At 62.5% G+C, this 25,712-nt stretch carries 20 protein-coding genes; 8 read left to right on the top strand and 12 right to left on the bottom strand.

Features of this window, described 5'->3' with window-relative positions:
• Positions 1-9 precede the first annotated feature (9 nt).
• The 3 genes from C4K38_RS09955 to C4K38_RS09945 form a co-directional block, all read right to left on the bottom strand.
• Entirely contained in the window at positions 10-1,254 is a 1,245-nt protein-coding gene (locus C4K38_RS09955; RefSeq protein WP_053278163.1) for a lipoprotein-releasing ABC transporter permease subunit, read from the bottom strand.
• 64 nt (positions 1,255-1,318) lie between these two features.
• The gene (gene lolD, locus C4K38_RS09950) at positions 1,319-2,002 is read right to left on the bottom strand and encodes a lipoprotein-releasing ABC transporter ATP-binding protein LolD (protein ID WP_164485326.1); all 684 of its coding nucleotides are present in this window, start codon (positions 2,000-2,002) and stop codon (positions 1,319-1,321) included.
• Positions 2,003-2,009: 7 nt separating this feature from the next.
• Positions 2,010-3,260: a lipoprotein-releasing ABC transporter permease subunit gene (locus C4K38_RS09945; protein WP_025804210.1), complete on the bottom strand. Its 1,251-nt coding sequence runs from the start codon at positions 3,258-3,260 to the stop codon at positions 2,010-2,012.
• A 94-nt stretch (positions 3,261-3,354) separates the two neighbouring features.
• Here C4K38_RS09945 and C4K38_RS09940 point away from each other — a divergent pair, with 94 nt between their 5' ends.
• Both C4K38_RS09940 and C4K38_RS09935 read left to right on the top strand, forming a co-directional pair.
• Positions 3,355-3,942 carry a PilZ domain-containing protein gene (locus C4K38_RS09940; protein ID WP_053278162.1) on the top strand — a complete coding sequence of 196 codons (588 nt, stop codon included), beginning with the start codon at positions 3,355-3,357 and terminating at the stop codon, positions 3,940-3,942.
• Between the two features lie 61 nt (positions 3,943-4,003).
• A complete protein-coding gene (locus C4K38_RS09935) occupies positions 4,004-4,726 on the top strand; it encodes a glycerophosphodiester phosphodiesterase (protein ID WP_025804212.1) in 723 nt (240 codons plus the stop codon).
• 42 nt (positions 4,727-4,768) lie between these two features.
• Here C4K38_RS09935 and sthA read toward each other — a convergent pair whose 3' ends face one another.
• Both sthA and C4K38_RS09925 read right to left on the bottom strand, forming a co-directional pair.
• Positions 4,769-6,163 carry a Si-specific NAD(P)(+) transhydrogenase gene (gene sthA / locus C4K38_RS09930; RefSeq protein ID WP_007926939.1) on the bottom strand — a complete coding sequence of 465 codons (1,395 nt, stop codon included), beginning with the start codon at positions 6,161-6,163 and terminating at the stop codon, positions 4,769-4,771.
• A 201-nt stretch (positions 6,164-6,364) separates the two neighbouring features.
• Positions 6,365-7,342: an FAD:protein FMN transferase gene (locus tag C4K38_RS09925; RefSeq protein WP_053278345.1), complete on the bottom strand. Its 978-nt coding sequence runs from the start codon at positions 7,340-7,342 to the stop codon at positions 6,365-6,367.
• Between the two features lie 373 nt (positions 7,343-7,715).
• On the opposite strand from C4K38_RS09925, the gene tcuC reads away from it, so the two are divergent.
• Positions 7,716-9,014: an MFS transporter gene (tcuC, locus tag C4K38_RS09920; RefSeq protein WP_053278161.1), complete on the top strand. Its 1,299-nt coding sequence runs from the start codon at positions 7,716-7,718 to the stop codon at positions 9,012-9,014.
• 145 nt (positions 9,015-9,159) lie between these two features.
• Here tcuC and C4K38_RS09915 read toward each other — a convergent pair whose 3' ends face one another.
• Positions 9,160-10,623: a glyceraldehyde-3-phosphate dehydrogenase gene (locus C4K38_RS09915; RefSeq protein WP_007921292.1), complete on the bottom strand. Its 1,464-nt coding sequence runs from the start codon at positions 10,621-10,623 to the stop codon at positions 9,160-9,162.
• Between the two features lie 350 nt (positions 10,624-10,973).
• Between C4K38_RS09915 and mfd the strand changes: the two genes are divergently transcribed.
• Genes mfd through C4K38_RS09900 form a run of 3 tightly spaced genes read left to right on the top strand, consistent with a single transcriptional unit; the run spans position 10,974 to position 17,702 of the window.
• Positions 10,974-14,423, top strand: a complete 3,450-nt coding sequence (mfd, locus tag C4K38_RS09910) for a transcription-repair coupling factor (RefSeq protein ID WP_053278160.1) — start codon at positions 10,974-10,976, stop codon at positions 14,421-14,423.
• 10 nt (positions 14,424-14,433) lie between these two features.
• Positions 14,434-14,997, top strand: coding sequence for a CsiV family protein (locus C4K38_RS09905; RefSeq protein ID WP_053278159.1), 564 nt, complete (start codon positions 14,434-14,436; stop codon positions 14,995-14,997).
• An 11-nt stretch (positions 14,998-15,008) separates the two neighbouring features.
• Positions 15,009-17,702: a DEAD/DEAH box helicase gene (locus C4K38_RS09900; RefSeq protein ID WP_053278158.1), complete on the top strand. Its 2,694-nt coding sequence runs from the start codon at positions 15,009-15,011 to the stop codon at positions 17,700-17,702.
• A 105-nt stretch (positions 17,703-17,807) separates the two neighbouring features.
• Here the strand turns inward: C4K38_RS09900 and C4K38_RS09895 are convergent, their stop codons facing one another.
• The 3 genes from C4K38_RS09895 to C4K38_RS09885 all read right to left on the bottom strand — a co-directional run bounded on the left by C4K38_RS09895 (position 17,808) and on the right by C4K38_RS09885 (position 20,473).
• The gene (locus tag C4K38_RS09895) at positions 17,808-18,551 is read right to left on the bottom strand and encodes an S-methyl-5'-thioinosine phosphorylase (RefSeq protein ID WP_053278157.1); all 744 of its coding nucleotides are present in this window, start codon (positions 18,549-18,551) and stop codon (positions 17,808-17,810) included.
• Positions 18,552-18,562: 11 nt separating this feature from the next.
• Positions 18,563-19,561 (bottom strand): beta-N-acetylhexosaminidase, encoded by a 999-nt coding sequence (gene nagZ / locus C4K38_RS09890; RefSeq protein ID WP_169915215.1) that lies wholly within the window; start codon positions 19,559-19,561, stop codon positions 18,563-18,565.
• A gap of 204 nt (positions 19,562-19,765) precedes the next feature.
• Positions 19,766-20,473 carry a TetR/AcrR family transcriptional regulator gene (locus C4K38_RS09885; RefSeq protein WP_007921300.1) on the bottom strand — a complete coding sequence of 236 codons (708 nt, stop codon included), beginning with the start codon at positions 20,471-20,473 and terminating at the stop codon, positions 19,766-19,768.
• A 252-nt stretch (positions 20,474-20,725) separates the two neighbouring features.
• On the opposite strand from C4K38_RS09885, the gene lexA reads away from it, so the two are divergent.
• Positions 20,726-21,334, top strand: a complete 609-nt coding sequence (lexA, locus tag C4K38_RS09880) for a transcriptional repressor LexA (protein ID WP_007921301.1) — start codon at positions 20,726-20,728, stop codon at positions 21,332-21,334.
• Positions 21,335-21,344: 10 nt separating this feature from the next.
• Positions 21,345-21,818, top strand: a complete 474-nt coding sequence (gene sulA / locus C4K38_RS09875) for an SOS-induced cell division inhibitor SulA (protein ID WP_007921302.1) — start codon at positions 21,345-21,347, stop codon at positions 21,816-21,818.
• 104 nt (positions 21,819-21,922) lie between these two features.
• On the opposite strand, the gene C4K38_RS09870 is transcribed toward sulA, so the two are convergent.
• From C4K38_RS09870 to topA, 3 genes are all read right to left on the bottom strand, one after another.
• Complete coding sequence (locus C4K38_RS09870) at positions 21,923-22,156, bottom strand: hypothetical protein (protein WP_044465990.1); 234 nt, start codon at positions 22,154-22,156, stop codon at positions 21,923-21,925.
• 277 nt (positions 22,157-22,433) lie between these two features.
• Positions 22,434-22,958, bottom strand: a complete 525-nt coding sequence (locus C4K38_RS09860; RefSeq protein WP_025804223.1) for a DUF6586 family protein — start codon at positions 22,956-22,958, stop codon at positions 22,434-22,436.
• A gap of 140 nt (positions 22,959-23,098) precedes the next feature.
• Positions 23,099-25,711, bottom strand: a complete 2,613-nt coding sequence (topA, locus tag C4K38_RS09855) for a type I DNA topoisomerase (protein WP_025804224.1) — start codon at positions 25,709-25,711, stop codon at positions 23,099-23,101.
• Position 25,712: the final 1 nt, after the last annotated feature.

Below are 25,712 nucleotides of genomic sequence, written 5' to 3'. Positions count from 1 at the left end.
TCTTGGGTCTTACGAGTAACGCAACGCCGTCGCCGGCTCGACCTTGGCCGCGCGCCAGGCCGGATACAGGGTCGCCAGGAAGCTCAGGACAAAACCCGCGGTACAGATCAGGGCCACGTCGCCGCCCTGCAGCTCGGAAGGCAGGTTGCTGACGAAGTACACGTCGGAGCTGAAGATGTGCTGGCCGCTGACCCGCTCCAGCCACCCCACCAGCGCGCTGACGTTCAACGCCGCGATCACCCCCAGCACACCGCCGATCAAGGTCCCGACGATACCAATCACCGTGCCCTGGACCATGAAGATCGCCATGATCTGCCGTGGCGTGGCGCCGATGGTGCGCAGGATCGCGATGTCCGCGCCCTTGTCGTTCACTACCATGATCAGCGTGGCGATGATGTTGAACGCCGCCACGGCGACGATCATCAGCAGCAACAGGCCGATCATGGTCTTTTCCATCTTCATCGCGCTGAACAGGCTGCCCTGGGTGTGGGTCCAGTCATCGGCCTTGAAGTCAGCCCCCAGGCCGGCCGCGATATCGCTGGAAACCTTGGGCGCGGCGTACAGGTCCTTGACCGCCAGGCGCACACTCTGCACCTGGTTCGGCTGCCAATGCTGCATCTCGGCCGCGTCGGCCACATGGATCAAGCCCATGGAACCGTCAAGCTCGGCACCGACCTTGAACACCCCGACCACGTTCAAACGCTGCATGCGCGGAGTGATGCCACCCGGCGCGGAGCTGATTTCCGGCACGATCAGGGTCAGCTTGTCGCCGACATTCAGGCGGAAGCGCCGTGCCGTGATCTCCCCGATCACCACCCCGAACTCGCCCGGTTTCAAGGCATCCAGACGGCCCTGCACGATGTGCTGGGCAACGATGGAGACCTTGCCTTCCTGGGCCGGGTCGATGCCGCTGATCTGGATCGGCTGCATCGAGCCCTTGTAGGAAAGCATGCCTTCCATCTCGGTGAACGGCACCGCGGCCGTCACCTCGGGATTTTTCATCGCCGCGGCGGCCACCGGCTGCCAGTCGTCGATCGGCTTGACGCCGACGATGGTGGCGTGGGGCACCATGCCGAGGATGCGCGAACTCATTTCGCGCTGGAAACCGTTCATCACCGACAACACCACGATCATCGCCAGCACGCCCAGGGCGAGGCCGATCATCGAGGTCATGGAGATGAAGGAAACAAAGCGATTGCGGCGCTTGGCGCGGGTATAGCGCGTGCCGATAAAGATCGATAACGGTCTGAACATTCGCTGGGGCACCGTATGGAAATTAAAGACCCGATGCCTGCTTCAGGCACCGGGTTGCAGCCAGTCAGATGGGCGTCAGGAAACCTTCCTGCAGGTGCAGGACGCGATCCATCTGGCGAGCCAGGTTCATGTCGTGGGTCACCACCAGGAACGCGGTACGCATCGAGGTGCTGAGTTCCAGCATCAAGTCCTGAATGCCTTGGGCGGTGTGGGAGTCGAGGTTGCCGGTCGGCTCGTCGAGCATCACCAGCCCCGGCTTGTTGACCAGGGCGCGAGCGATGGCCACACGCTGGCGTTCGCCACCGGACAGCTCGGCTGGTTTGTGCTCCAAACGATGGGCCAGACCTACCCGCTCCAGCAAGGCCGTGGCCCGCTGACGGGCTTCCGGGATCGCGGTCTTGCCAATCAGCAGCGGCATGCAGACGTTTTCCAGGGCGGTGAATTCCGGCAGCAAGTGGTGGAACTGGTAGACGAAACCGAGGGAGCGGTTGCGCAACAGGCCGCGGCCCTTCTCGCTCAATGCCGAAAGCTCTTCACCGTCGAGCCAGACGCTACCCTTGGTTGGCGTGTCGAGACCGCCCAGCAGGTTGAGCAAGGTACTTTTGCCCGAACCGGAGGTGCCGACGATCGCCACGCGCTCGCCCGGGTGCAACTCCAATTGCAGGCCGGACAACACCACCACCGATTCCGGACCTTCCTCGTAGGACTTGCCCAGGTCGCGGCAGCTCAGAATTGCTTTTTCACTCATGCCCAACTCACTCATAACGTAGCGCCTCCGCAGGCTGGGTGCGCGCGGCACGCCAGGCTGGATACAGGGTGGCGAGGAAACTCAGGACCAGTGCCGCGCCGCAGACCATCAACACGTCTTCGGCCATCAGTTGCGATGGCAGGTAGTCGATGAAGTACACGTCGGCATTGAGGAATTTGTGCCCGATCAGGCCTTCGAGGGCCGAAATCGCCGCGCTGACGTTCAACGCCGCGAACATCCCGACCACGGCGCCGATCAAGGTACCGATCACACCGATCACCGTGCCCTGGACCATGAAGGTCGCCATGATGGTAGCCGGCGTCGCGCCCAGGGTGCGCAGGATCGCGATATCGCCCTTCTTGTCGTTCACCACCATCACCAGGGTGGAGATGATGTTGAAGGCGGCCACGGCGACGATCAGCAGCAACAGCAGGCCGATCATGGCTTTTTCCATGCGGATGGCCTGGTACAGGTTGCCGTGGGTACGGGTCCAGTCACGGGCGTAGTACTGGTTCTCGCCCAACTGCTCGGCAATTTCCCAGGCAGTGCGTGGCGCCTGGAACAGGTCGTCGAACTTCAGGCGCAGGCCCTGGACCTGATCCGGCTTCCAGCGGTGCAGGCGGCCCAGGTCGTCGAGGTTGGTCAGGCCCAGATAGCCGTCCAGCTCGCCGGCGCCGACATGGAAGATGCCGACCACGGTAAAACGCTTCATGCGCGGGAACATCCCGGCCGGGGTCACCGTGACCTCGGGCGCGACGAAGGTCAGCTTGTCGCCCAGGCCAACCCCCAGCTTGGTCGCCGCCTTGTCGCCGATCACGATGCCGAAGCTGCCGGGCGCCAGGTCGTCCAGCTTGCCCTGCTTCATGAAGTTATCGATGATCGAAACCTGGCGTTCCTTGGCCGGATCGATGGCGTTGAGCAGGACTTTCTGCACCTGACCGTTATTGGTCAGCAACCCCTGCATCTGGGTGAACGGCGCAACCGCCAGCACCTTGGGGTTCTGCTTGACCTTGTCGGCCAGGCCTTGCCAGTCGCTGATCGGCTCACCGGACTCGATGGTCGCGTGGGGCACCATGCCCAGCACGCGGGTGCGCATCTCATGATCAAAGCCATTCATCACCGACAACACGACGATCATCACGACCACGCCAAGGGCGAGGCCGATCATCGAGGTCAGGGAAATGAATGACACGAAATGATTGCGGCGCTTTGCACGGGTATAACGCGTGCCAATGAATACGAAGAGAGGTCTGAACATGTCGGGGCTTGTTCGGAGGAAAAGAAGACGTCCTTGTGGCGGGTCCAGGTAAGCAGCTTTACACTCAGACCACCGCCGCTACCATGGGTTCGCCATGTCGACATTAGATGAAGAAGATCGCCGCGAATACTACCGTATCGAGGACACGATCGCACTGGAAATTAGCCCCTTGTCCGCCCACGAAGCGGCGAGCAAGGAAGTGTTGCAGGATGCGTCGCCGCTGTTCAACCTGCTCAGCGAGCTGCATCTGAGCGAATTCGAATCGCAGCACCTGCTGCGCCAGGTCAGCGAGCGCGACCGGACCCTGGCCAACTACCTCAAGACCATGAACAAGCGCATCGACCTGCTCAGCCAGGTAGTGGCGCAGACCGTGCTCGGCAAGTTCGGCGAGCCGCAGCGGGTGATTCTCTCCGAGGGCGGCATCGAGTTCGAACATCATCTGTCCTACCCTGCCGGCACCCACCTGGCCGTCAAGCTGCTGCTGATGCCCCAGGCCTTGGGCCTGTTGCTGCGGGCCAAGGTCACCCACTGTGAAACCCGCAGTTTCGGCACCTTCGAAATCGGCACCGAGTTCGAAGCATTGACCGATGCCCAACGCCAGCTGCTGGCTCGCTATATCCTGCAGAAGCAGGCCCAGGAACGTCGCCAGGCCCGAGAGCAGAACGACCCCGCAGCCGACTGACCTGTGGCACCATCGCGCAGCACTGACCATCTAATGGAAAATTTCCATGTAAGGAGCAATCGTGACCCTGATTTATGGCCACCGCGGCGCTAAAGGCGAAGCACCGGAAAACACCCTGACCAGCTTCCAGCAGTGCCTCAAGCATGGCGTGCGCCGTTGCGAACTGGACCTGCACCTGTCCATGGACGGCGAGCTGATGGTGATCCACGACCCGACCCTCAAGCGCACCACCGACCGCCGCGGCAAGGTGGTCGAACACAGCGCCGAGGAACTGGTGACCTACGACGCCCGCAAGGGTGGCCCGGGCTGGGTCAAGCCCTGCCCGATCCCGCGCCTGGAAGAACTGTTCGAAAAGTGCGACTTCGAGCACTGGCAGCTGGAGGTCAAGAGTGCCTCGCGCACCCGTGCCGCCACTACGGTGTTGGCGATTCGCGAAATGGCGCAGCGCTTCGGCCTGCTGGACAAGGTCACCGTCACCTCCAGCTCACGGGAAGTGCTCAAGGCAGCAGTCGAGCTGACCCCGGACCTGTCGCGCGGGCTGGTTGCCGAATACGCCTGGCTCGACCCGTTGAAGGTCGCGCAAAGCTACGGCTGCGAGATGCTGGCATTGAACTGGACACTCTGCACCCCGGAGCGGCTGCAGCGGGCGCAGCGTCAGGGCTTGCATGTGTCGGTGTGGACAGTCAACGAGCCCGCGCTGATGCGCAGGCTCGCCGACTTCGGCGTAGACAGCCTGATTACAGACTTTCCCGGTTTGGCCAGCGCCACGCTCGAGAGTTACTGAAATCGGTCTCCCCGGCCGGCTCAGGCCACCGGCCGGAGTCGCTCAAAAAAGCCGGTTGAGGCCGTCGTAAGCGGCTACCCGATAGGCTTCGGCCATGGTCGGGTAGTTGAACGTGGTGTTGACGAAGTACTTCAGGGTATTGAGTTCGCCCGGCTGGTTCATGATCGCCTGACCGATGTGCACGATTTCCGAAGCCTGGTAGCCGAAGCAGTGCACGCCCAGGACTTCCAGGGTTTCGCGGTGGAACAGGATCTTCAGCATGCCTTGCGGCTCACCGGCGATCTGCGCGCGGGCCATGCTCTTGAAGAAGGCCTTGCCCACTTCGTACGGCACCTTGGCCTGGGTCAGCTCCTGCTCGTTCTTGCCGATCGAGCTGATCTCCGGAATGGTGTAGATCCCGGTCGGTACATCGTTGACGAAGCGCCAGCTGCCGTTGTCGACGATGCTGCCGGCGGCCGAACGACCCTGGTCATGGGCGGCACTGGCCAGGCTCGGCCAGCCGATCACGTCACCGGCGCCGTAGATGTTCGGCACGCAGGTGCGGTAGTTCTCGTCCACCTCGATCTGGCCACGGCTGTTGACCTTGACCCCGATGTTTTCCATGCCCAGCCGATCGGTGTTGCCGGTCCGGCCATTGCACCAGAGCAAGGCGTCGGCCTTGATCTTCTTGCCCGACTTGAGGTGCAGGATCACGCCATTGTCGAGGCCTTCGACGCGGTCGTATTCCTCGTTGTGGCGCACGGTGATGTTGTTGTTGCTGAAGTGGTAGCTCAGCGCCTGGGAGATCTCGGAATCCAGGAAGCTCAGCAACTGGCCGCGGTTGTCCACCAGCTCGACCAGTACCCCCAGGCCACTGAAGATCGAGGCGTATTCACAGCCGATCACGCCAGCGCCGTAAACGATGAGTTTGCGCGGGGTGTGGCCGAGGCTGAGGATGGTGTCGCTATCGTAGATGCGCGGGTGGTGGAAATCGATATCGGCCGGGCGATACGGACGCGAGCCGGTGGCGATGATGATGTGCTTGGCCACCAGTTTCTCGACCACACCGTTGGCGCAGACCACTTCGATGGTCTGCTCGTCGGCGAAGCTGCCGGTGCCGAAGAACACGTCGACCCGGTTACGCGCGTAGTAGCCGGTGCGCGAGGCCACCTGCTTGGAGATGACCTTCTCGGCGCTTTTCAGTACGTCGGGGAATGAGAACCAGCGCGGCTCGCCGATGGCCCGGAACATCGGGTTGGTGTTGAACTGCATGATCTGCCGGACCGAGTGACGCAAGGCCTTGGACGGGATGGTGCCCAGGTGGGTGCAGTTACCGCCGACCTGGCGACGGCTATCGACCATCGCTACCTTGCGTCCTGCTTTCGCGGCGTTCATCGCCGCACCTTCTCCAGCGGGGCCTGAACCCAGCACCACTACGTCGTAGTTGTAGACAGCCATGCGTACTCCTCAGAACAGGCCGCGGCACCCGATGTGGCGCCTGCGGCTAAATCATGTCGCGGCCAGCGGCATGAAGGATCAATTTGGCTCGGTTACGAACCCGGGCACAGTCTATAGAAGCGTCAACGCCGCGCACATTAACCCTTGGTCGCGTCGCCGGCTACTTTTGCCTGCGACATCGCGCCGCGGCACCGCGCAAGATTACTGCTTTTGTCCGGCAAACAGGCGATCAAACGCGCGATTGCTGCGTGTGACGAAGCCTGTATCGGCGCGAATCACAAAAAATGCGGCGATATCGTGTTTTTCTGCGTAGTCCCAACCGCGCTCGGGGCCAAGGATCAACAACAGGGTCGACAGACCATCGGCCATCACGGCCGCGGGATGAATCACCGTGACCGAGGCCAGCCCATGCTCGACAGGCCTGCCGGTACGGGCGTCGAAGGTGTGGGAATAACGCTGCCCGTCGCGCTGGAAATAATTGCGGTAGTCGCCGGAAGTCGAAACCCCATAACCGTCGACAGCTATGACCCGCTCGGCCACCTGTCGATCGTCCCGCGGCTCCTCCAGGGCTATGCGCCAGGCCGAACCGTCGGGTTTCCTGCCGACTGCCTTGAGCTCGCCCGTGGCTTCGGCCAGGTAACTGTCAATGCCCATTTCCGCGAGCCTGGCGGCAATCCGGTCCACCGCATAACCGGCGGCGATGCTGTTGAAGTCCACCTCGACCGCGGCGTCCTTGCACAGCCGGTCGCCCTCGATGCGCAGATGGGTATAGCCGACTCGTTGCCGCGCCTGCGCCAGTGCCTCATCGCTCGGCACCATCTCCCCGCGCCCCTGCGGGCCGAAGCCCCAGAGATTGAGCAAGGGCTCGACCGTCAGATCGAAGGAGCCCTGGCTGTCCCGCGACAATTGCTGGCCCACCTCGATCAAGCGCAAGACCGCCACCGGCATCGCCTGGCAGCTATTGGCCGGCAGATCGTTGAAACGTTCGATGTCCGAGTCGCTGCGATAGGTCGACATCTGCCGGTCGACCTCCGCGAGTATCTGCTCGACCTGGGTCTGCACCTCGCTCGGCGCGGCCTGGCCTGCCCGCCTCACGTACTTGATCGAGTAGGTGCTGCCCATGGTCGGGCCGCCGAAACTTTCCAGCGAATCGCCCCGATCACATCCAGCCAGGGCCATGACCAAGACAACAGGAAGCCACCCTCGAACCCAAGATCCACCCAGCAAAGCTTCGCCTCCCGACAATCGATTTCCCCCTCGGCTTCGTCCGACCAGGGCGGGCCATTATGCGGCAGCCACCGCGGATTTGATGCAGGTCTAACCCTGCCCATCGCGAGCTCGCTCCTGCGGGTTTATTCGGCGAGTTGACTGGCAATAAATCCCAAGCCTTCCATCTACTTAGCAAGCAAGCTAAGAGTTTTTGTTGCCTCGGCAGATCCATACACATATTGTTACAAACTGTCTGGCCCGCGGCTTAGCCGTCCCAGACCGTGCAACCAGGACGGATAACGACCAGGGATCGCTAACAAAATAGCCAAAGTGAGTGAATAAAATGTCCACGACCACGGGCAAAGGCAAGGCGATCTTTCGCGTTGTCAGCGGCAACTTTCTGGAGATGTTCGACTTCATGGTCTACGGCTTCTACGCCACGGCCATCGCCAAGACCTTCTTCCCTGCCGACAGTGCTTTCGCGTCATTGATGCTGTCGCTGGCGACCTTCGGCGCCGGCTTCCTGATGCGCCCTCTGGGCGCGATCTTTCTCGGCGCCTATATCGACCGCCATGGTCGGCGCCGGGGCCTGATCATCACCCTGCTGCTCATGGCAGCGGGCACCGTGCTGATCGCCTGCGTCCCGGGTTATGCCACCCTCGGCGTCGCCGCGCCGTTGCTGGTGCTGCTCGGCCGCTTGTTGCAGGGCTTCTCTGCCGGGGTGGAGCTAGGGGGCGTCTCGGTTTACCTGGCGGAAATCTCCACCCCGGGCCGCAAAGGCTTCTTCGTCAGCTGGCAATCGGCAAGCCAACAGGCCGCCGTGGTCTTCGCCGGCCTGCTGGGCGTGGGCCTGAACCACTGGCTGAGCCCGGAGCAAATGGGCGACTGGGGCTGGCGCGTGCCGTTCCTGGTGGGCTGCATGATAGTGCCGGCGATCTTCATGATCCGTCGCTCGCTGGAAGAAACCCCAGAGTTCCAGGCACGCAAACACCGCCCTACCCTGCAGGAAATCATCCGCTCCATCGGCCAGAACTTCGGCATCGTCCTGGCCGGCATGGCGCTGGTGGTGATGACCACCGTGTCCTTCTACCTGATCACCGCCTACACCCCGACCTTCGGCAAGGCCGAACTACAGCTGTCGGACCTGGACGCTCTGCTGGTCACCGTGTGCATCGGCCTGTCGAACTTCTTCTGGCTGCCGGTGATGGGCGCCGTCTCGGACAAGGTCGGGCGCAAGCCGCTGCTGCTGGCGGCGACCGTCCTGGCGATCCTGACGGCTTACCCGGCACTGTCCTGGCTGGCGGCCAACCCGAGCTTCAGTCACCTGTTGATCGTCGAGCTGTGGCTGTCCTTCCTCTATGGCTCTTACAACGGCGCCATGGTGGTGGCCCTCACCGAGATCATGCCGGTTGAAGTACGCACCACCGGTTTCTCCCTGGCCTACAGCCTGGCGACCGCCACCTTTGGCGGCTTCACGCCGGCGGCCTGCACCTACCTGATCCATGTGCTGGACAACAAGGCGGCGCCGGGCATCTGGCTCAGCGGCGCGGCGGTGCTGGGCCTGATCGCAACCCTGGTGCTGTTCCGCGGCAATCGCCACGAACTGCGCAGTGCACAAGCAGCGGTAGCCGATGGCGCCTGACAGGACGCTATCGCGGGCAACCTCATGCTTCTGTAGGAGCGAGGCTTGCCCGCGATAACACCCAAGCAGATACAAGCGCACCCAAGCAAACGCCACAAACAAAAACGCCCCGACAAGTCGGGGCGTTTTCATGTGCGGCTAAGGCTTAGCGCGGGAACGCAGGCGGGTTCACACCAGCCATGTCTTCCATCACGCGAACCACCTGGCAGCTGTAACCGAATTCGTTGTCGTACCAGACGTACAGCACAACGCGGTTATCCTGGGTGATGGTCGCTTCAGCGTCCACCACACCGGCGTGGCGCGAGCCGACGAAGTCGGTGGAAACCACTTCCTGGGAATTGACGAAGTCGATTTGCTTGTGCAGATCGGAGTGCAGCGCCATGTAGCGCAGGTACTCGTTCATCTCTTCACGGGTAGCGGCTTTCTCAAGGTTCAGGTTGAGAATGGCCATCGACACGTTTGGCGTCGGAACGCGGATCGCGTTACCGGTCAGCTTGCCGGCCAGCTCAGGCAGGGCCTTGGCAGCAGCGGTAGCAGCACCGGTCTCGGTGATGACCATGTTCAGCGCGGCGCTACGGCCACGACGATCGCCCTTGTGGAAATTGTCGATCAGGTTCTGGTCGTTGGTATACGAGTGAACGGTTTCGACGTGACCGTTGACGATGCCGAACTTGTCGTTCACTGCCTTGAGCACCGGCACGATGGCGTTGGTGGTGCAGGAAGCGGCGGACACGATCTTGTCGTCAGCGGTGATTTCAGCGTGGTTGATACCGTGAACGATGTTCTTCAGCTTGCCTTTGCCAGGCGCGGTCAGAACGACGCGGTCGATACCCGGGCAGGCCAGGTGCTGACCCAGGCCATCGGCGTCACGCCATACACCGGTGTTGTCCACCAGCAGCGCGTCTTTGATGCCGTACTGGGTGTAGTCCACCTCGGTCGGGTTCTTCGCGTAGATAACCTGGATCAGGTTGCCGTTGGCGGTGATGGTGTTGTTGGCTTCGTCGATGGTGATGGTGCCGTTGAACGAACCGTGCACCGAGTCGCGACGCAGCAGGCTGGCGCGCTTGGTCAGGTCGTTTTCGGCGCCTTTGCGCACCACGATGGCACGCAGGCGCAGGCCATCGCCACCACCGGTTTTCTCGATCAGGATGCGCGCCAGCAGACGGCCGATACGACCGAAGCCGTACAGGACCACGTCGGTGCCTTTGCGGGGCGAAGCGTTCTGCTGGCCAACCACGTCAGCCAGCTCTTCGCGAACGAATTGCTCGGCGGTGCGGCCATTGCCTTCGTTGCGGAATTTGAACGCCAACTTGCCCAGGTCCACCGAGGCAGCGCCGAGCTTGAGCTCGCTCATAGCCTTGAGCAGTGGGAATGTTTCGTGGACGGAGAGTTCGCTATCGTCGGAAGAACGATGGCGAGCAAAGCGGTGAGCTTTGAGAATCGCGATGACAGACTGGTTGATCAGGCTGCGGCCATAGATCGAACTCACCACATTGTTATTGCGGTAGAGCTGACCGATAAGCGGAATCATCGCTTCTGCGAGCGCTTCACGGTCGATCCATTCACCAAGACACTGGTCGGGCTTCTGAGTCACGGGAACCTTCCACATGTAGGGGCTGAAAAAAGGGGCTACATTATGCCGCCGAGTCCCCTGCGTAGCAATGCGCGCCTGTCGCGCAGAACGTAACAAAACGCCATCCGGAAAAATCACGCCCCGCTCCAGCCCAGTAAATACGCGGGTTTCAGAAAGGCCTCATTTTGCGCGGCAACCCAGCGTTGTCTGTAACCCTCCGTAACACCGCGCCGATTCGGCACTACATTTCCCACCAAAAAACGTGTTTTTTTGTCATAACCACTACATTTTCCACAACCGCGTAATAGACACATCAGCAACTGACAGCCGGTACGCCGGACCGCTACAATTACCGACTTTGTCGCAACGCTGGAGCTCAACCTTCCGTGCCCGTTCTGCGTCTACCGCAACTCCCTGCCGCCGCCGGCAAACAACACTGGGGCAACCTGCCCGGTGCCGCCCTCAGCCTGGCCATTGCCGAGGCTGCCAGCGCCGCCAAGCGCTTCACCCTACTGCTGACCGCCGACAGCCAAAGTGCCGAACGGCTGGAGCAGGAGCTGAGTTTCTTCGCCCCGGATTTGCCCGTGCTGCACTTCCCGGACTGGGAAACCCTGCCCTACGACCTGTTCTCGCCGCACCAGGACATCATCTCCCAGCGAATCGCCAGCCTGTACCGGCTGCCGGAGCTGGAGCACGGTGTGCTGGTGGTGCCGATCACCACCGCACTGCACCGCCTGGCGCCGACCAAGTTCCTGCTGGGCAGCAGCCTGGTGCTGGACATCGGCCAGAAGCTGGATGTCGAACAGATGCGTACCCGCCTGGAAGCCAGCGGTTATCGCTGTGTCGACACGGTCTACGAGCACGGCGAGTTCGCGGTGCGCGGCGCCTTGATCGACCTGTTCCCGATGGGCAGCAAACTGCCTTATCGCATCGACCTGTTCGACGATGAAATCGAGACCCTGCGCACCTTCGATCCGGAAAACCAGCGCTCCATCGACAAGGTCGATTCGGTGCGCCTGCTGCCGGCGAAAGAATTCCCACTGCAGAAAGAGGCCGTCACCCGGTTCAAGGCCCGTTTCCGCGAGCGCTTCGACGTCGACTTCCGCCGCTGCCCGATCTTCCAGGACCTGAGCAGCGGGATCACCCCGGCCGGCATCGAGTATTACCTGCCGCTGTTCTTCGAAGACACTTCGACCCTGTTCGACTACCTGCCCCAGGACACCCAGGTGTTCTCCCTGCCGGGCATCGAACAGGCGGCCGAGAACTTCTGGAACGACGTGCGCAACCGTTACGAAGAACGCCGCGTCGATCCGTCCCGTCCTTTATTGCCGCCCGCCGAATTGTTCCTGCCGGTGGAAGACTGCTTCGCCCGCCTGAAAAGCTGGCCACGGGTGGTCGCCAGCCAGCAGGACATCGAGGCCGGTGGTGGTCGCGAGCGCTTCCCGGCGCAGGCCCTGCCCAACCTCGCCATCGAAGCCAAGGCCAACCAGCCGCTGGCGGCCCTGGCGAACTTCCTCGACGAGTTCTCCGGACGCGTGCTGTTCACCGCCGAATCCGCCGGGCGCCGCGAGGTGCTGCTGGAGTTGCTGGAACGCCTGAAGCTGCGACCGAAGACCGTCGACAGCTGGCCGGACTTCGTCGCCGGCAAGGACCGCCTGGCGATCACCATCGCGCCGCTGGACGAAGGCTTGCTGCTGGACGATCCGGCCCTCGCGCTGGTGGCCGAAAGCCCGCTGTTCGGCCAACGCGTGATGCAGCGTCGGCGCCGGGAAAAACGCGCCGACGCCAACAACGATGCGGTGATCAAGAACCTCACCGAGCTGCGCGAAGGCGCGCCGGTGGTGCATATCGATCACGGCGTAGGCCGCTACCTGGGCCTGTCGATCCTGGAAATCGACAACCAGGCCGCCGAATTCCTCACCCTGGAATACGCCGAGGGCGCCAAGCTCTATGTGCCGGTGGCCAACCTGCACCTGATCGCCCGCTACACCGGTAGCGACGACGCCCTGGCGCCGTTGCACCGCCTGGGTTCGGAAACCTGGCAGAAAGCCAAGCGCAAGGCCGCCGAACAGGTGCGCGATGTCGCTGCCGAGCTGCTGGACATCTACGCTCGCCGCGCGGCCCGCGAAGGTTATGCCTTCGCCGACCCGAAAGCCGATTACGCCACCTTCAGCGCCGGCTTCCCGTTCGAAGAAACCCCCGACCAGCAAACCACCATCGAAGCGGTGCGTGAGGACATGCTCGCGGCCAAGCCGATGGATCGCCTGGTCTGCGGCGACGTCGGCTTCGGCAAGACCGAAGTGGCGATGCGCGCCGCCTTCATTGCCGTGCACGGCGGCAGGCAAGTGGCGATCCTGGTGCCCACCACCCTGCTCGCCCAGCAGCACTACAACAGCTTCCGCGACCGCTTCGCCGACTGGCCGGTGAGCGTGGAAGTGATGAGCCGCTTCAAGTCCGCCAAGGAAGTGAATGCCGCGGTGGCCGACCTGGCCGAAGGCAAGATCGACATCGTCATCGGCACCCACAAGCTGTTGCAGGACGATGTGAAGATCAAGAACCTCGGGCTGGTGATCATCGACGAAGAACACCGCTTCGGCGTGCGCCAGAAAGAGCAGCTCAAGGCCCTGCGCAGCGAGGTCGACATCCTGACCCTGACCGCCACGCCGATTCCGCGCACGCTGAACATGGCAGTGTCGGGCATGCGCGACCTGTCGATCATCGCCACGCCGCCGGCCCGACGCCTGTCGGTGCGCACCTTCGTCATGGAGCAGAACAAGAGCACGGTCAAAGAGGCCCTGCTCCGCGAGCTGCTGCGCGGCGGCCAGGTCTACTACCTGCACAACGATGTGAAGACCATCGAGAAATGCGCCGCCGACCTCGCCGAACTGGTGCCGGAAGCGCGCATCGGCATCGGCCACGGGCAGATGCGCGAACGCGAACTCGAACAGGTGATGAGCGACTTCTACCACAAGCGCTTCAACGTGCTGATCGCCTCGACCATCATCGAGACCGGCATCGACGTGCCGAGCGCCAACACCATCATCATCGAGCGCGCCGACAAGTTCGGCCTGGCCCAGTTGCACCAGTTGCGCGGCCGGGTCGGTCGCAGTCACCACCAGGCCTACGCCTACCTGCTGACGCCACCGCGCCAGCAAATCACCCCGGACGCGGAAAAGCGCCTGGAGGCGATCGCCAATACCCAGGACCTCGGCGCCGGCTTCGTGCTCGCCACCAACGACCTGGAAATCCGCGGCGCCGGCGAACTGCTGGGCGACGGCCAAAGCGGTCAGATCCAGGCGGTGGGCTTCACCCTTTATATGGAGATGCTCGAACGCGCGGTGAAAGCCATCCGCAAGGGCGAGCAGCCGAACCTCGACCAGCCCCTGGGCGGCGGTCCGGAAATCAACCTGCGCCTGCCGGCGCTGATCCCCGAAGACTACCTGCCGGATGTGCATGCGCGGCTGATCCTCTACAAGCGCATCGCCTCGGCCACCGACGAGGACGGCCTGAAAGACCTGCAAGTGGAGATGATCGACCGCTTCGGCCTGCTGCCGGAACCGACCAAGAACCTGGTACGCCTGACCCTGCTGAAACTGCAGGCCGAGCAACTGGGCATCAAGAAGGTCGACGGCGGCCCGCAAGGCGGCCGTCTCGAGTTCGCCGCCGATACCCCGGTGGACCCGCTGGCGCTGATCAAACTCATCCAGGGCCAACCCAATCGCTACAAATTTGAAGGCGCCACGCTGTTCAAATTCATGGTGCCGATGGAACGTCCGGAAGAACGCTTCAACACATTGGAGGCGCTGTTCGAGCGCCTCACCCCGAAAACTGCTTGAAGGACGCCCCATGCGCCTGTTTCGTTCACTGACCTTGCTCCTGACCCTGGTCGCTCCCTCGGCGTTTGCCGACATGTATCAGGTCGAAATGATTCTGGTGCGGCAGAATGCGGTTCCCACCATCGTCAGCCGCGCCGCCCCCGAAGACTGGGCCGCCGGCGCCCAACGCCTGGGTGCCGACAGCCAGCGCACCCCGGCACTGGGCGGCGTGGTCGAGAAACTCACCGCCAGCGGCGACTACAGCGTGCTGATGCACAAGGCCTGGCAGCAGGTGCTGGACGAAAACCCGGTGAAAATCGCGGTCAGCGAGGGCCGGGAACAGTTCGGCCAGTTCCCGATCGAGGGCACCCTGACCCTCAAGCTCGGGCGCTTCACCGATGTGGATGCGCAGTTCTGGGTCAACCAGATCGACGGTAACGGCCTGGTGACCGCCAGCGAACGCCTGAAGCAGGAAAGCCACACCAAGAACGGCCAGCTCAACTACCTCGACAACGGTCACCTGGCCCTGCTGATCAAGATCACCTCGCTGTCGGCCCCTGCGCCGCGCGAGGCGCCTCCTGAAATCGTGGACTGACAGAAGTCCCTATGCCCCCGACCCTGACCAAACCCCTGGCACCTTCCTGGGTCAGCCGATTCAAGGAACAAGCCCTGGAGCGTGGCCGCCGCTACGCCCTGGAGAACCGCGTCAGGATCGTCCAGGCCGGCGACAGCGTCATCACCGCCAGCTGCGAAGGCTCGGGGGGCAACGTCTATCGACAGACCATCAGCCTGCGCGAGTCGGCCAAGAACACCTTGCTGATGGTCGACGCCTCCTGTACCTGCCCGGTGCGCAGCAACTGCAAACACATTGCCGCGGTGCTGCTGAAAATCGAGGAAACCCTGGCCTACCCGGCGGCGGCGAAAGATGCCGAGCTGCTGGAAAAACTCCAGGCCGTGCTGGAAAACCGCAGCCCCGCCCCGCTGCCGCAACAGATCGTGGACAACGTGCAGCCGGTACCCCGGCTGTGGCTGGCCAGCATCGAGTTCAGCGCCTTCGAACCGCGCAACGGCAAGATGCAGCGCTATATCCAGCACCGTGCTGCGCTGTCGTTCAGCTACCTGGAGGAATACGTCAGCGGGCAGAAAAACGCCGACGTGGTGATTCGCCAGGAACACCAGACCCTGCGCATCAAGCGCCAGCCGGAAGTCGAGCAACGCTATCGCGAACAACTGCGGGCGCTGGGTTTCAAGATCGCCACCCGGCAGAGCAAGGCCCTGCCGGAAAGCGCCGGCGAGCTGTATGAAATGGTCAACGACAGCGCCTGGCTGACCTTCACCCTCAACGAATTGCCCAAGCTGCGCAGCCAGGGTTGGGAGCTGCAGATCGACGACGACTTCGGCTTCGACCTGACCGCCGTGGACGACTGGTACGCCACGGTGGACGAAGCCCCGGGGCGTGACTGGTTCGACCTGGAACTGGGCATCATCGTCAACGGCGAGCGCCTGAGCCTGCTGCCGATCCTGCTCAACCTGATGCGCTCCCACACCGAGATCCTCAATCCGGAACGCCTGGCCAGACGCCGGGACGACGAGTTGATCCTGGTGAACATTCCCGGGCGCCCCAACTCGCCCAACGGCCCCCTGCAGGTGGCGCTGCCCTACGGCCGACTGAAACCGGTATTGGCCACCCTCGGTGAGTTCTATCTGCAGGAACCCGGCGAAACCACGCTGCGCCTGAGCAGCGCCGACGCGACCCGCCTCAATCCGCTGGAAGACCTGCCCCTGCTCTGGGAGGGCGGCGAACATATCCGCTCCTTCGCCCAACGGCTGCGGGATATCAAGGACTACTCCGCCCCCGCGCCGGACGGCCTGAACGCCACCTTGCGCCCCTATCAGCTCGAAGGCCTGAGCTGGATGCAGTCCCTGCGCCAGCTGGAAGTCGGCGGCATCCTGGCCGACGACATGGGCCTGGGCAAAACCCTGCAAACCCTGGCCCACGTGCTCAGCGAAAAGAACGCCGGGCGCCTGGACCGGCCGTGCATGGTGGTGATGCCCACCAGCCTGATCCCCAACTGGCTCGACGAGGCGGCGCACTTCACGCCGCAACTCAAGGTCCTGGCCCTGTATGGCGCCGGTCGCAAGAAGCACTTCGCCCGGCTGACCGACTACGACCTGATCCTGACCACCTACGCGCTGCTGCCCAAGGATGTCGAGCAGCTCGCCGCCCTGCCCCTGCATGTCCTGGTGCTGGATGAGGCGCAATACATCAAGAACCCGTCGAGCAAGGCAGCCCAGGCCGCGCGCGAGCTCAATGCCCGGCAGCGCCTGTGCCTGAGCGGCACGCCGCTGGAGAATCACCTGGGCGAGCTGTGGTCACTGTTCCATTTCCTGCTGCCCGGCTGGCTGGGGGACGTGAAGAGCTTCAATCGCGACTACCGCGTACCGATCGAAAAGCACGCCAGCGAAGTGCGCCTGCAGCACCTCAACGGGCGGATCAAGCCCTTCCTGTTGCGTCGCACCAAGGAACAGGTGGCCACCGAGCTGCCGCCCAAGACCGAGATCATCCACTGGGTGGAGCTCAATGAAGCCCAGCGCGATGTGTACGAAACCATGCGCCTGGCCATGGACAAGAAAGTCCGCGACGAAATCACCCGCAAAGGCGTGGCCCGCAGCCAGATCATCATTCTTGAAGCGCTGCTGAAACTGCGCCAGGTATGTTGCGACCTGCGCCTGGTCAACGAAGACGCGGTGCCGACGCGAGGCAGCTCCTCCGGCAAGCTCGACAGCCTGATGGAAATGCTCGAGGAGTTGTTCGACGAGGGCCGGCGCATCTTGCTGTTCTCGCAATTCACCTCGATGCTGAGCCTGATCGAGGCCGAGCTGAAGCGGCGCAACGTCGCCTATGCCCTGCTGACCGGGCAGACCCGCGACCGCCGCACGCCGGTCAGGGACTTCCAGAGCGGCAAACTACAGATCTTCCTGATCAGCCTGAAAGCCGGCGGTGTCGGCCTCAACCTGACCGAAGCCGACACCGTGATCCACTACGACCCCTGGTGGAACCCGGCCACGGAAAACCAGGCCACCGACCGCGCCTATCGGATCGGCCAGGAGAAGCCAGTATTCGTCTACAAGCTGATTGCCCGCGGCACGGTGGAAGAAAAAATCCAGCACCTGCAGCAGGAGAAGTCCGACCTGGCGGCGGGAGTGCTGGATGGGCGCAAGGCTGGGGACTGGAAGCTGCAGAGCGAAGACATCGAAGCCCTCTTCGCCCCGCTGCCCGACAAGAAAGGCGGACGCTGATCTGTTGCCGCTGGCGCAGCCTGCGATCGGCTGCGCAGCAGGCGTGAATAGCGCGGATTCAGGTTTTACGAGCGCTACGCGCTCGATCGCAGCCTTCGGCAGCGGCTACAGGTTTGCCGCGAGGACTCGCGCCAGTGTCGACTTCACCTTGCCCATGCCGTCCTGCAACGCCTGCTCGATCTCGGCCATGGTAATCACAGTCACGGACTTGCCCGCCGCCGGGTTCACCACCAGCGCCAGACAGGCGTAGTCCAGTTCCAGCTCACGGGCCAGCGCCGCTTCCGGCATGCCGGTCATGCCGACGATGTCGCAGCCGTCACGCTCCAGGCGGGCGATCTCCGCCACGGTTTCCAGGCGCGGGCCCTGGGTGCAGGCGTACACACCCTGGCTGCCGAATTCGCAGCCTTCGGCCTCCAGTGCAGCGATCAACTGCTGGCGCAGCGACTCGCTGTAGGGATAGCTGAAGTCGATGTGGGTGACCTGCTCCAGATCGTCGGCAAAATAGGTGTGCTCGCGACCGCTGGTGTAGTCGATCAGTTGATGCGGCACGCAGAAATGCCCGGAGCCCATCGCCGGATGAATGCCACCCACCGCGTTGACCGCCAGAATCGCCTCGGCGCCAGCCTGCTTCAGCGCCCAGAGATTGGCCCGATAGTTCACCTGATGCGGCGGGAAGCGATGCGGATGACCATGGCGCGCCAGAAACAGCACCTCGCGCCCAGCGTATTCACCCTTCTGGATATCCGCCGACGGAGCGCCATAAGGCGTGTCCAGGGGCAAGGATTGGTGAGTGCTCAGGCCTTCGAGCCGGGTCAGGCCGGTACCGCCGATAATCGCGTAAACCGTCATCGCAAAAGTCCTTAATCGATCAGCTGGGCATCCTTGAGTGCGCCAAGCGCCGCCAGCCAGCGCGGATCCTGGCGATAGTCGGTGCAAGCGAACGCCTGGCCACGCATCCGCGCGATACGCGCCGATGGCGTCACCTTCAGACGCTGGGCCGCGCTCAAGGCCAGCTCGGCCGCCGCCCGGTCGTTACACACCAGGCCCATGTCACAACCGGCCGACAGCGCCGCCTCGATCCGACTCGCGGCATCGCCCACCACGTGAGCACCGGCCATCGACAGGTCGTCACTGAAGATGACGCCGTCGAATTGCAATTCACCGCGCAGGATCTCTTGCAGCCAACGGCGGGAGAACCCGGCCGGCTGGGCATCGACCTGAGGGTAGATGACGTGGGCCGGCATCACCGCCGCCAATTGCTTGCTCAGGCGCGCGAAAGGCACCAGGTCCTTGGCGCGAATCTCGTCGAGGCTGCGCTCGTCGTTGGGGATCGCCACGTGGGAGTCCGCCTCGGCCCAGCCGTGCCCGGGGAAATGCTTGCCCGTGGCCGCCATGCCGGCGCTGTTCATGCCACGGATAAAGGCACCTGCCAGCAACGCGGCGCGCTCGGGGTCGCCCTCGAAGGAACGGGTGCCCACCACGGCGCTGCGCTGGTGATCGAGATCCAGCACCGGCGCGAAGCTCAGGTCCAGGCCGACGGCCAGCACTTCGGTGGCCATGATCCAGCCGCACTGCTCGGCCAGGTACTCGGCATTCGGATTGTCGGCGATGGCACGCATGGCCGGCAGACGCACGAAACCCTGGCGCAGGCGTTGCACGCGGCCGCCCTCCTGGTCCACCGCCAGCAGCAGGTCCGGGCGAATCGCACGAATGGACGCACTCAGCTCACGCACCTGTCGCGGATGCTCAATATTCCGGGCAAAGATGATCAGCCCACCCACTTCGGGCTGGCGCAGGAGTTGGCGATCTTCGGCCGTCAGCCAGGTACCGGCGACATCCACCATCAAGGAGCCTTGCAGGCCTGTGGTCATAGCAATTCCTTAGTAACGAAGTGCGCGCACGGCATCGCGGAGGGTGCTGGTGTGGCGCGGACGCACGAGTCCATTGCCGGCGGCAAAGCCCGGCAAGCGACGATCGGCGAAAGATGTGAAAGGAGGTAGGAAACGAGAGTCGACATGGGCGGCTAGCTTAGCGGATGTAAGCTGCCGCGCCCACCCGGACGGTCAGGCCTTGGCGACCGCCGGAGTCGATTTGCTGCGCGGCTTGAGCTGCGCAGTGGCCATGGCATCGTCGGTGACGCCGGTTTCGGCGCGCATGCCGGCCGCGAGGAACGGCACCATCAGGCGCATCACCTGTTCGATCGAGGTATTGACCCCGAAGTCGGTCTCGGCAATCGCACGCAAGGCCTTGATCCCCGACATGCTGAACGCCGCCGCTCCCAGCATGAAGTGCACACGCCAGAACAGTTCGATCGGTGGAATGCGTGGCGCGGCTTCGTTGACCAGCAGCATGTAGCGGCGGAATACCTTGCCGTACATGTCTTCCAGATAACGCCGCAGGTGCCCCTGGCTCTGGCTGAAGGCCAGGCCCAGAAGGCGCATGAAGATGGACAGGTCGTTGCCGCTGCGAGGCTGGACCACCAGGGCCTGCTCGACGAGGATTTCCAGCAGTTCTTCGAGGCTTGGCTTGCTGTCCGGCTTGGCCGAACGCCGCTCCAGCTCCCGATCGAGGCTGACGCAGAACGGCCCGAGGAAGCGCGAGAACACCGCCTGGATCAGGGCCTTCTTGGAACCGAAATGATAATTCACCGCCGCCAGGTTGACCCCGGCCTTGCTGGTGATCAGCCGCAATGAGGTTTCGGCAAAACCTTTTTCCGCGAACAACTGCTCGGCAGCATCGAGAATGCGTTCAACGGTTTCCGACTGGGCCATGGCTACTCCGCCTGACAAACACTTGTTTGAAACATACGTTTCAGCCCCAGCCTTGTCAAGCCTGCCTGTCCGTTTTGCGGCCGGCCAGTCAGTTATTTAACCATACCTACCGCTTCCTGTAGCCAGCCACGCGACACCAGGCATGCGCAGCGACAACCCGACCGTCCAGCGGCGATTGGAAAAAGGAGGATTGCCAAGCGCTATTCACTGTATATAATTCCAGTCACTGTATAAAAAGACAGAGCGATCGACATGCTAAAACTGACGCCACGCCAAGCTGAGATTCTGGCTTTTATCAAACGCTGCCTCGAAGACAACGGCTACCCACCGACCCGCGCGGAAATCGCCCAGGAACTGGGTTTCAAGTCGCCCAACGCCGCCGAAGAACACCTCAAGGCGCTGGCCCGCAAGGGTGCGATCGAAATGACTCCAGGCGCCTCCCGCGGCATTCGCATCCCGGGGTTCGAAGCCAAGCCCGACGATTCCAGCCTGCCCATCATCGGCCGGGTTGCCGCCGGCGCGCCGATTCTCGCCGAGCAGCACATCGAAGAGTCCTGCAACATCAATCCGGCCTTCTTCCATCCACGCGCGGACTACCTGCTGCGGGTTCACGGCATGAGCATGAAGGACATCGGCATCTTCGATGGCGACCTGCTGGCCGTGCACACCACTCGCGAGGCCCGCAATGGCCAGGTCGTCGTCGCCCGCATCGGCGATGAAGTCACCGTGAAACGCTTCAAGCGCGAAGGCAGCAAAGTCTGGCTGATTGCCGAAAACCCTGAGTTCGCCCCTATCGAAGTCAACCTGAAAGATCAGGACCTGGTGATCGAAGGCTTGAGTGTCGGCGTCATTCGCCGCTAAAGGAGGCTCTATGCAGTTCCCTCACACACCACAGCATGCACAACTGCCACTGTTCGAAGCCTTCATGGCCCAACCCCTGGCGCCTATCCTCAAAGAGGTAGTCGAATCGCCCTGGAGCAACGAACCGGAAGCCTTCAGTGAACTGTCGTTACGCGGTGCCGCCGGGAACTGCCTGAGCCTGCTAGCGCCTATCCTCAGGGAACTGAGCCAGGATCAGGACGCGCGCTGGCTGACATTGATTGCCCCACCGGCAAGCCTGACCCAGGCTTGGCTGCGAGATGCCGGCCTGAACCGCGAACGGATTCTGCTGCTGCACCCACGCGGCGCCCAAAGCGCGCAACAACTGGCTTGCGAGGCCCTGCGCCTGGGACGCAGCCACACCGTTGTCAGCTGGCTCAACCCGTTGAACAGCAGCGCCCGTCAACAGCTCATCAGCGCAGCCCGCACGGGCGACGCACAAAGCCTGAATATTCGTCTGGGCTGACCGCTAGAAGCGTCGATGGATACGCTTGAATGACACAAGGCTTCTCCAGGATTGAGAAGCCGAAAGGAGGCGACGAACGACAGCAAAAAAACCGACAAACGGACTCAATGAAGAACCCGTGGCCCCTCTTCTTTCTCCAATTCGCCTTCAACCAGGCGACCCGCCATCTGCACACCCACACTCAACATGGCCTTGGCCACCTCGACATGCTGGCCTTGCAAGAAGGCTTTGGCATCCTCTGAAAAGTCCAGAGTGACCAGAGAACCCTCGTCCTCGGCCCTGCGCAGCTCAATACGACCGTCTGGCAATTCGACAATTTCTAGAAAGGACGTTGGCATAAAGGTCTGTTCTCCACGAAAGGCCGGGATTATATCAGTCATCACCCCGACCTCGCGCGGGCCCAAAGGGTTTTCTTTATTGGCCTGACGTTACAAACATACATTTGTCATCAGAAATTCGGCCCGTCATCAAAACTGGCGACGGCTTCCTTACCGGAAAACGGCGTAATGGCCTGCTTCTTGTTGATGACCGCGCTGACCAGGGAGTTCGGGGACATCTGGATGCAGTTATTGAACGCCTACTCACCCTGGAATGATGGGTTGTACTAGCGGCGGCTCAACACTCATTCAGCCCGTCACGGAAGCGAATAGCCAAAGCCTTGAGGTTCTGACGCCATTGCTCCAGCTCTTCCCGGCTCAGCTCTGGCTCCTGCTCTTCTTCGTCGAGGTTCACCGCGACGATCAGGGGCTGGGTGACATCGCCCTTGGGTTTATGCGGCACTCGCGGTGGCTGGAACATCGCCGAATGGGCAGCCAGCAGCTTCGCCAGCCAAGTCTCAGGGTTATGGGCCAGCTCTACGAGCTCGGCCAACTCAGGGATGGCAATGCTTTCCAGCACCTCGCGGGTCAGCAGCAACTCCGCGCGGGGCGCATTGGCCTGTGGGAGGCGATAGAAGCCAGCAATTTCATGGCACAAGCCAAGCAGCGCGCCGTACAGGTGAAACAACACCGACTCTCGCCCTGCCTGCACCAGCGCCTGCGCATTCATTGCCCCGCCCGCTTCGGCTCGCGCCAGGGCTTCCAGCGACAGGCCGGCGAAGTAAATTTTCTGGTTGGTACGGGTATAGAGTTCGTGGGCCATGACGGCAATCTCCACAACGAATAGATAACAGCAGGCTGGCCGTACAGTGTCGTGGAACACTCCAGCCCACCGCAAGCAAAAGAAAGGCCGCGTACCCTTGAGAAGTTTACGCGGCCTGTCAGAAGCATCCAATGCGGACGTTAACGCTTGTCTTCGACTTTCCAGCTACCAGCGTCGTAGAACGCACGCCAGCCGGTCGGCTTGCCGTCGACTTCGGTCTGCACGTACTGCTCCTTGGTCTTGCGGCTGTAGCGGATCACCGCCGGACGACCCTCCGGGTCCTTCTTCGGCGCTTCGCAGAGGAAGTGATACTTCGGATCGATCTCGTCCTTGTGCGGGATCAGCTCGAGCACCAACGGTGCGCGGGTCTCACGGTTTTTCGGGAACTGGCTGGCCGCCAGGAACAGGCCCGATGCCCCGTCGCGCAGGATGTAGGTGTCGTTGACCTTCTCGCATTTCAGCTCGGGCATCTTCACCGGGTCCATCTTCGGCGGCGCCGCGTCACCGCTCTTGAGCAGCTTGCGGGTGTTCTTGCAGGTCGGGTTGGTGCACCCGAAGAACTTGCCGAAACGACCGGTCTTGAGCTGCATCTCGCTGCCGCACTTGTCGCATTCCAGGCTCGGACCTTCGTAGCCCTTGATGCGGTAGCTGCCCTCTTCGATCTCGTAGCCCGCGCAATCCGGGTTGTTACCGCAGATGTGCAGCTTGCGTTTCTCGTCCAGCAGATAGGCGTCCATCGCCGTGCTGCAGATCGGGCAACGGTGCTTGCCGCGCAGTACCAGCGATTCGGACTCGCCCTCGTCGTCCGCGGCGATCTCGTCGCCCGGCACCAGGTTCACGGTAGCCTTGCAGCGTTCTTTCGGCGGCAGGCTGTAACCCGAGCAACCGAGGAACACACCGGTGGACGCTGTGCGAATCTGCATCGGACGACCACAGGTGAGGCACGGGATATCGGTCATCACCGGCTGGTTGGCGCGCATGCCGCTGTCACTGCCTTCGGCCACTTCGAGCTTCTTCTTGAAGTCGCCGTAGAACTCGTCGAGGACATTTTTCCAGTCGCGCTCGCCCTGGGCCACGTCATCGAGGTGCTCTTCCATGCCGGCGGTGAAGCCGTAGTCCATCAGGTTGGAAAAGCTCTCGGACAGACGCTCGGTGACGATGTCGCCCATCTTTTCCGAATAGAAGCGACGGTTGTGCAGCGCCACGTAGCCACGATCCTGGATGGTGGAAATGATCGCCGCGTAGGTCGAAGGACGACCGATGCCACGTTTTTCCATTTCCTTGACCAGGCTGGCTTCGGAGTAACGCGCCGGCGGCTTGGTGAAGTGCTGGCTCGGGTCGAGCTTGATTAGTTTCAGCACATCGCCCTGCGCCATGTCCGGCAGGACATCATCATCGCCCGGCTTGCTCATCTGCGGCATGACCCTGGTGTAACCGTCGAACTTGAGGATACGGCCCTTGGCACGCAACTCGAAGCCACCAGCGGCGACGCTGACGGTGGTCGACAGGTATTGCGCCGGCAGCATCTGGCAGGCCACGAACTGGCGCCAGATCAACTCGTAGAGGCGCTCAGCATCACGTTCCATGCCCGACAGCTTGCTTGGATGAGTGTTCACATCGGACGGACGAATCGCTTCGTGCGCCTCCTGGGCCCCTTCCTTGCTGCTGTAGAAGTTCGGCGAGGACGGCAGGTATTTGTTGCCGAACTCTTCTTCGATATAGGTCCGCGCCATCGTCAGGGCATCAGCCGAGAGGTTGGTCGAGTCGGTACGCATATAGGTGATGTAGCCGGCTTCATACAGACGCTGGGCCATCATCATGGTTTTCTTCACCCCGAAGCCCAGGCGGTTGCTCGCAGCCTGTTGCAGGGTGGAAGTAATGAAAGGAGCCGACGGCTTGCTGCTGGTCGGTTTGTCTTCACGCTTGGCGATGGTGTAGGTCGAAGCCTTGAGCTTCTCCAGCGCCGCCATGGCCTGGGCTTCGTTCAGCGGCTTGAAGGCCTCGCCGTTTTCACGGGCCACTTCGAAACGCACATTGGCGCCCTTGGCGGTGCCGAGGTCGGCGTGAACTTCCCAGTACTCTTCAGGGATGAAGGCACGAATCTCGCGCTCACGCTCCACCACCAGCTTCACCGCCACCGACTGCACGCGACCGGCAGACAGGCCACGGGCGATTTTGGCCCACAGCAGCGGCGAAACCATGTAGCCCACCACGCGATCGAGGAAGCGACGCGCCTGCTGAGCATTGACCCGATCGATATCCAGCTCGCCCGGCTGGGAGAAGGCTTCCTGGATCGCCTTCTTGGTGATTTCGTTGAACACCACGCGCTTGTAGCGGCTGTCATCCCCACCAATGGCTTCCCGCAGGTGCCAGGCAATAGCCTCCCCTTCGCGGTCCAAGTCCGTTGCGAGATAGATAGTGTCAGCATCCTTGGCGAGCCGGCGCAGCTCTTCGATGACTTTTTCCTTGCCTGGAAGGATCTCGTACTTGGCTTTCCAGCCGTGGTCCGGATCGACTCCCATGCGCGAGACCAGCTGCTTGCGCGCCTTCTCCTTGGCCGACAGCGCCGGTGCTTCACCAGCAGCCGCCTTGCCACGCTTGGCGGCAGGCTCTTTGGCGGCGCTCGCCGAACCGCTGGTGGGCAGGTCTCGGATATGGCCGATACTCGACTTCACCACGTATTGGTTACCCAAGTACTTGTTGATGGTCTTGGCCTTAGCCGGGGATTCCACAATGACCAGCGATTTGCCCATG

Origin of the sequence: Pseudomonas chlororaphis subsp. piscium (assembly GCF_003850345.1) — a bacterium.
Classification (GTDB): Bacteria; Pseudomonadota; Gammaproteobacteria; order Pseudomonadales; family Pseudomonadaceae; genus Aquipseudomonas; species Aquipseudomonas piscium.
This window is presented reverse-complemented; position numbering and strand designations above follow the sequence as displayed.

Coding starts and splice junctions, on each gene's coding strand:
- C4K38_RS09955 (WP_053278163.1), bottom strand. CDS start 1,254: ATGTTCAGACCGTTATCGATCTTTATCGGCACGCGCTATACCCGCGCC.
- lolD (WP_164485326.1), bottom strand. CDS start 2,002: ATGAGTGAAAAAGCAATTCTGAGCTGCCGCGACCTGGGCAAGTCCTAC.
- C4K38_RS09945 (WP_025804210.1), bottom strand. CDS start 3,260: ATGTTCAGACCTCTCTTCGTATTCATTGGCACGCGTTATACCCGTGCA.
- C4K38_RS09940 (WP_053278162.1), top strand. CDS start 3,355: ATGTCGACATTAGATGAAGAAGATCGCCGCGAATACTACCGTATCGAG.
- sthA (WP_007926939.1), bottom strand. CDS start 6,163: ATGGCTGTCTACAACTACGACGTAGTGGTGCTGGGTTCAGGCCCCGCT.
- C4K38_RS09925 (WP_053278345.1), bottom strand. CDS start 7,342: ATGGCCCTGGCTGGATGTGATCGGGGCGATTCGCTGGAAAGTTTCGGC.
- tcuC (WP_053278161.1), top strand. CDS start 7,716: ATGTCCACGACCACGGGCAAAGGCAAGGCGATCTTTCGCGTTGTCAGC.
- C4K38_RS09915 (WP_007921292.1), bottom strand. CDS start 10,623: ATGTGGAAGGTTCCCGTGACTCAGAAGCCCGACCAGTGTCTTGGTGAA.
- C4K38_RS09905 (WP_053278159.1), top strand. CDS start 14,434: ATGCGCCTGTTTCGTTCACTGACCTTGCTCCTGACCCTGGTCGCTCCC.
- C4K38_RS09900 (WP_053278158.1), top strand. CDS start 15,009: ATGCCCCCGACCCTGACCAAACCCCTGGCACCTTCCTGGGTCAGCCGA.
- C4K38_RS09895 (WP_053278157.1), bottom strand. CDS start 18,551: ATGACGGTTTACGCGATTATCGGCGGTACCGGCCTGACCCGGCTCGAA.
- C4K38_RS09885 (WP_007921300.1), bottom strand. CDS start 20,473: ATGGCCCAGTCGGAAACCGTTGAACGCATTCTCGATGCTGCCGAGCAG.
- lexA (WP_007921301.1), top strand. CDS start 20,726: ATGCTAAAACTGACGCCACGCCAAGCTGAGATTCTGGCTTTTATCAAA.
- sulA (WP_007921302.1), top strand. CDS start 21,345: ATGCAGTTCCCTCACACACCACAGCATGCACAACTGCCACTGTTCGAA.
- C4K38_RS09870 (WP_044465990.1), bottom strand. CDS start 22,156: ATGCCAACGTCCTTTCTAGAAATTGTCGAATTGCCAGACGGTCGTATT.
- C4K38_RS09860 (WP_025804223.1), bottom strand. CDS start 22,958: ATGGCCCACGAACTCTATACCCGTACCAACCAGAAAATTTACTTCGCC.
- topA (WP_025804224.1), bottom strand. CDS start 25,711: ATGGGCAAATCGCTGGTCATTGTGGAATCCCCGGCTAAGGCCAAGACC.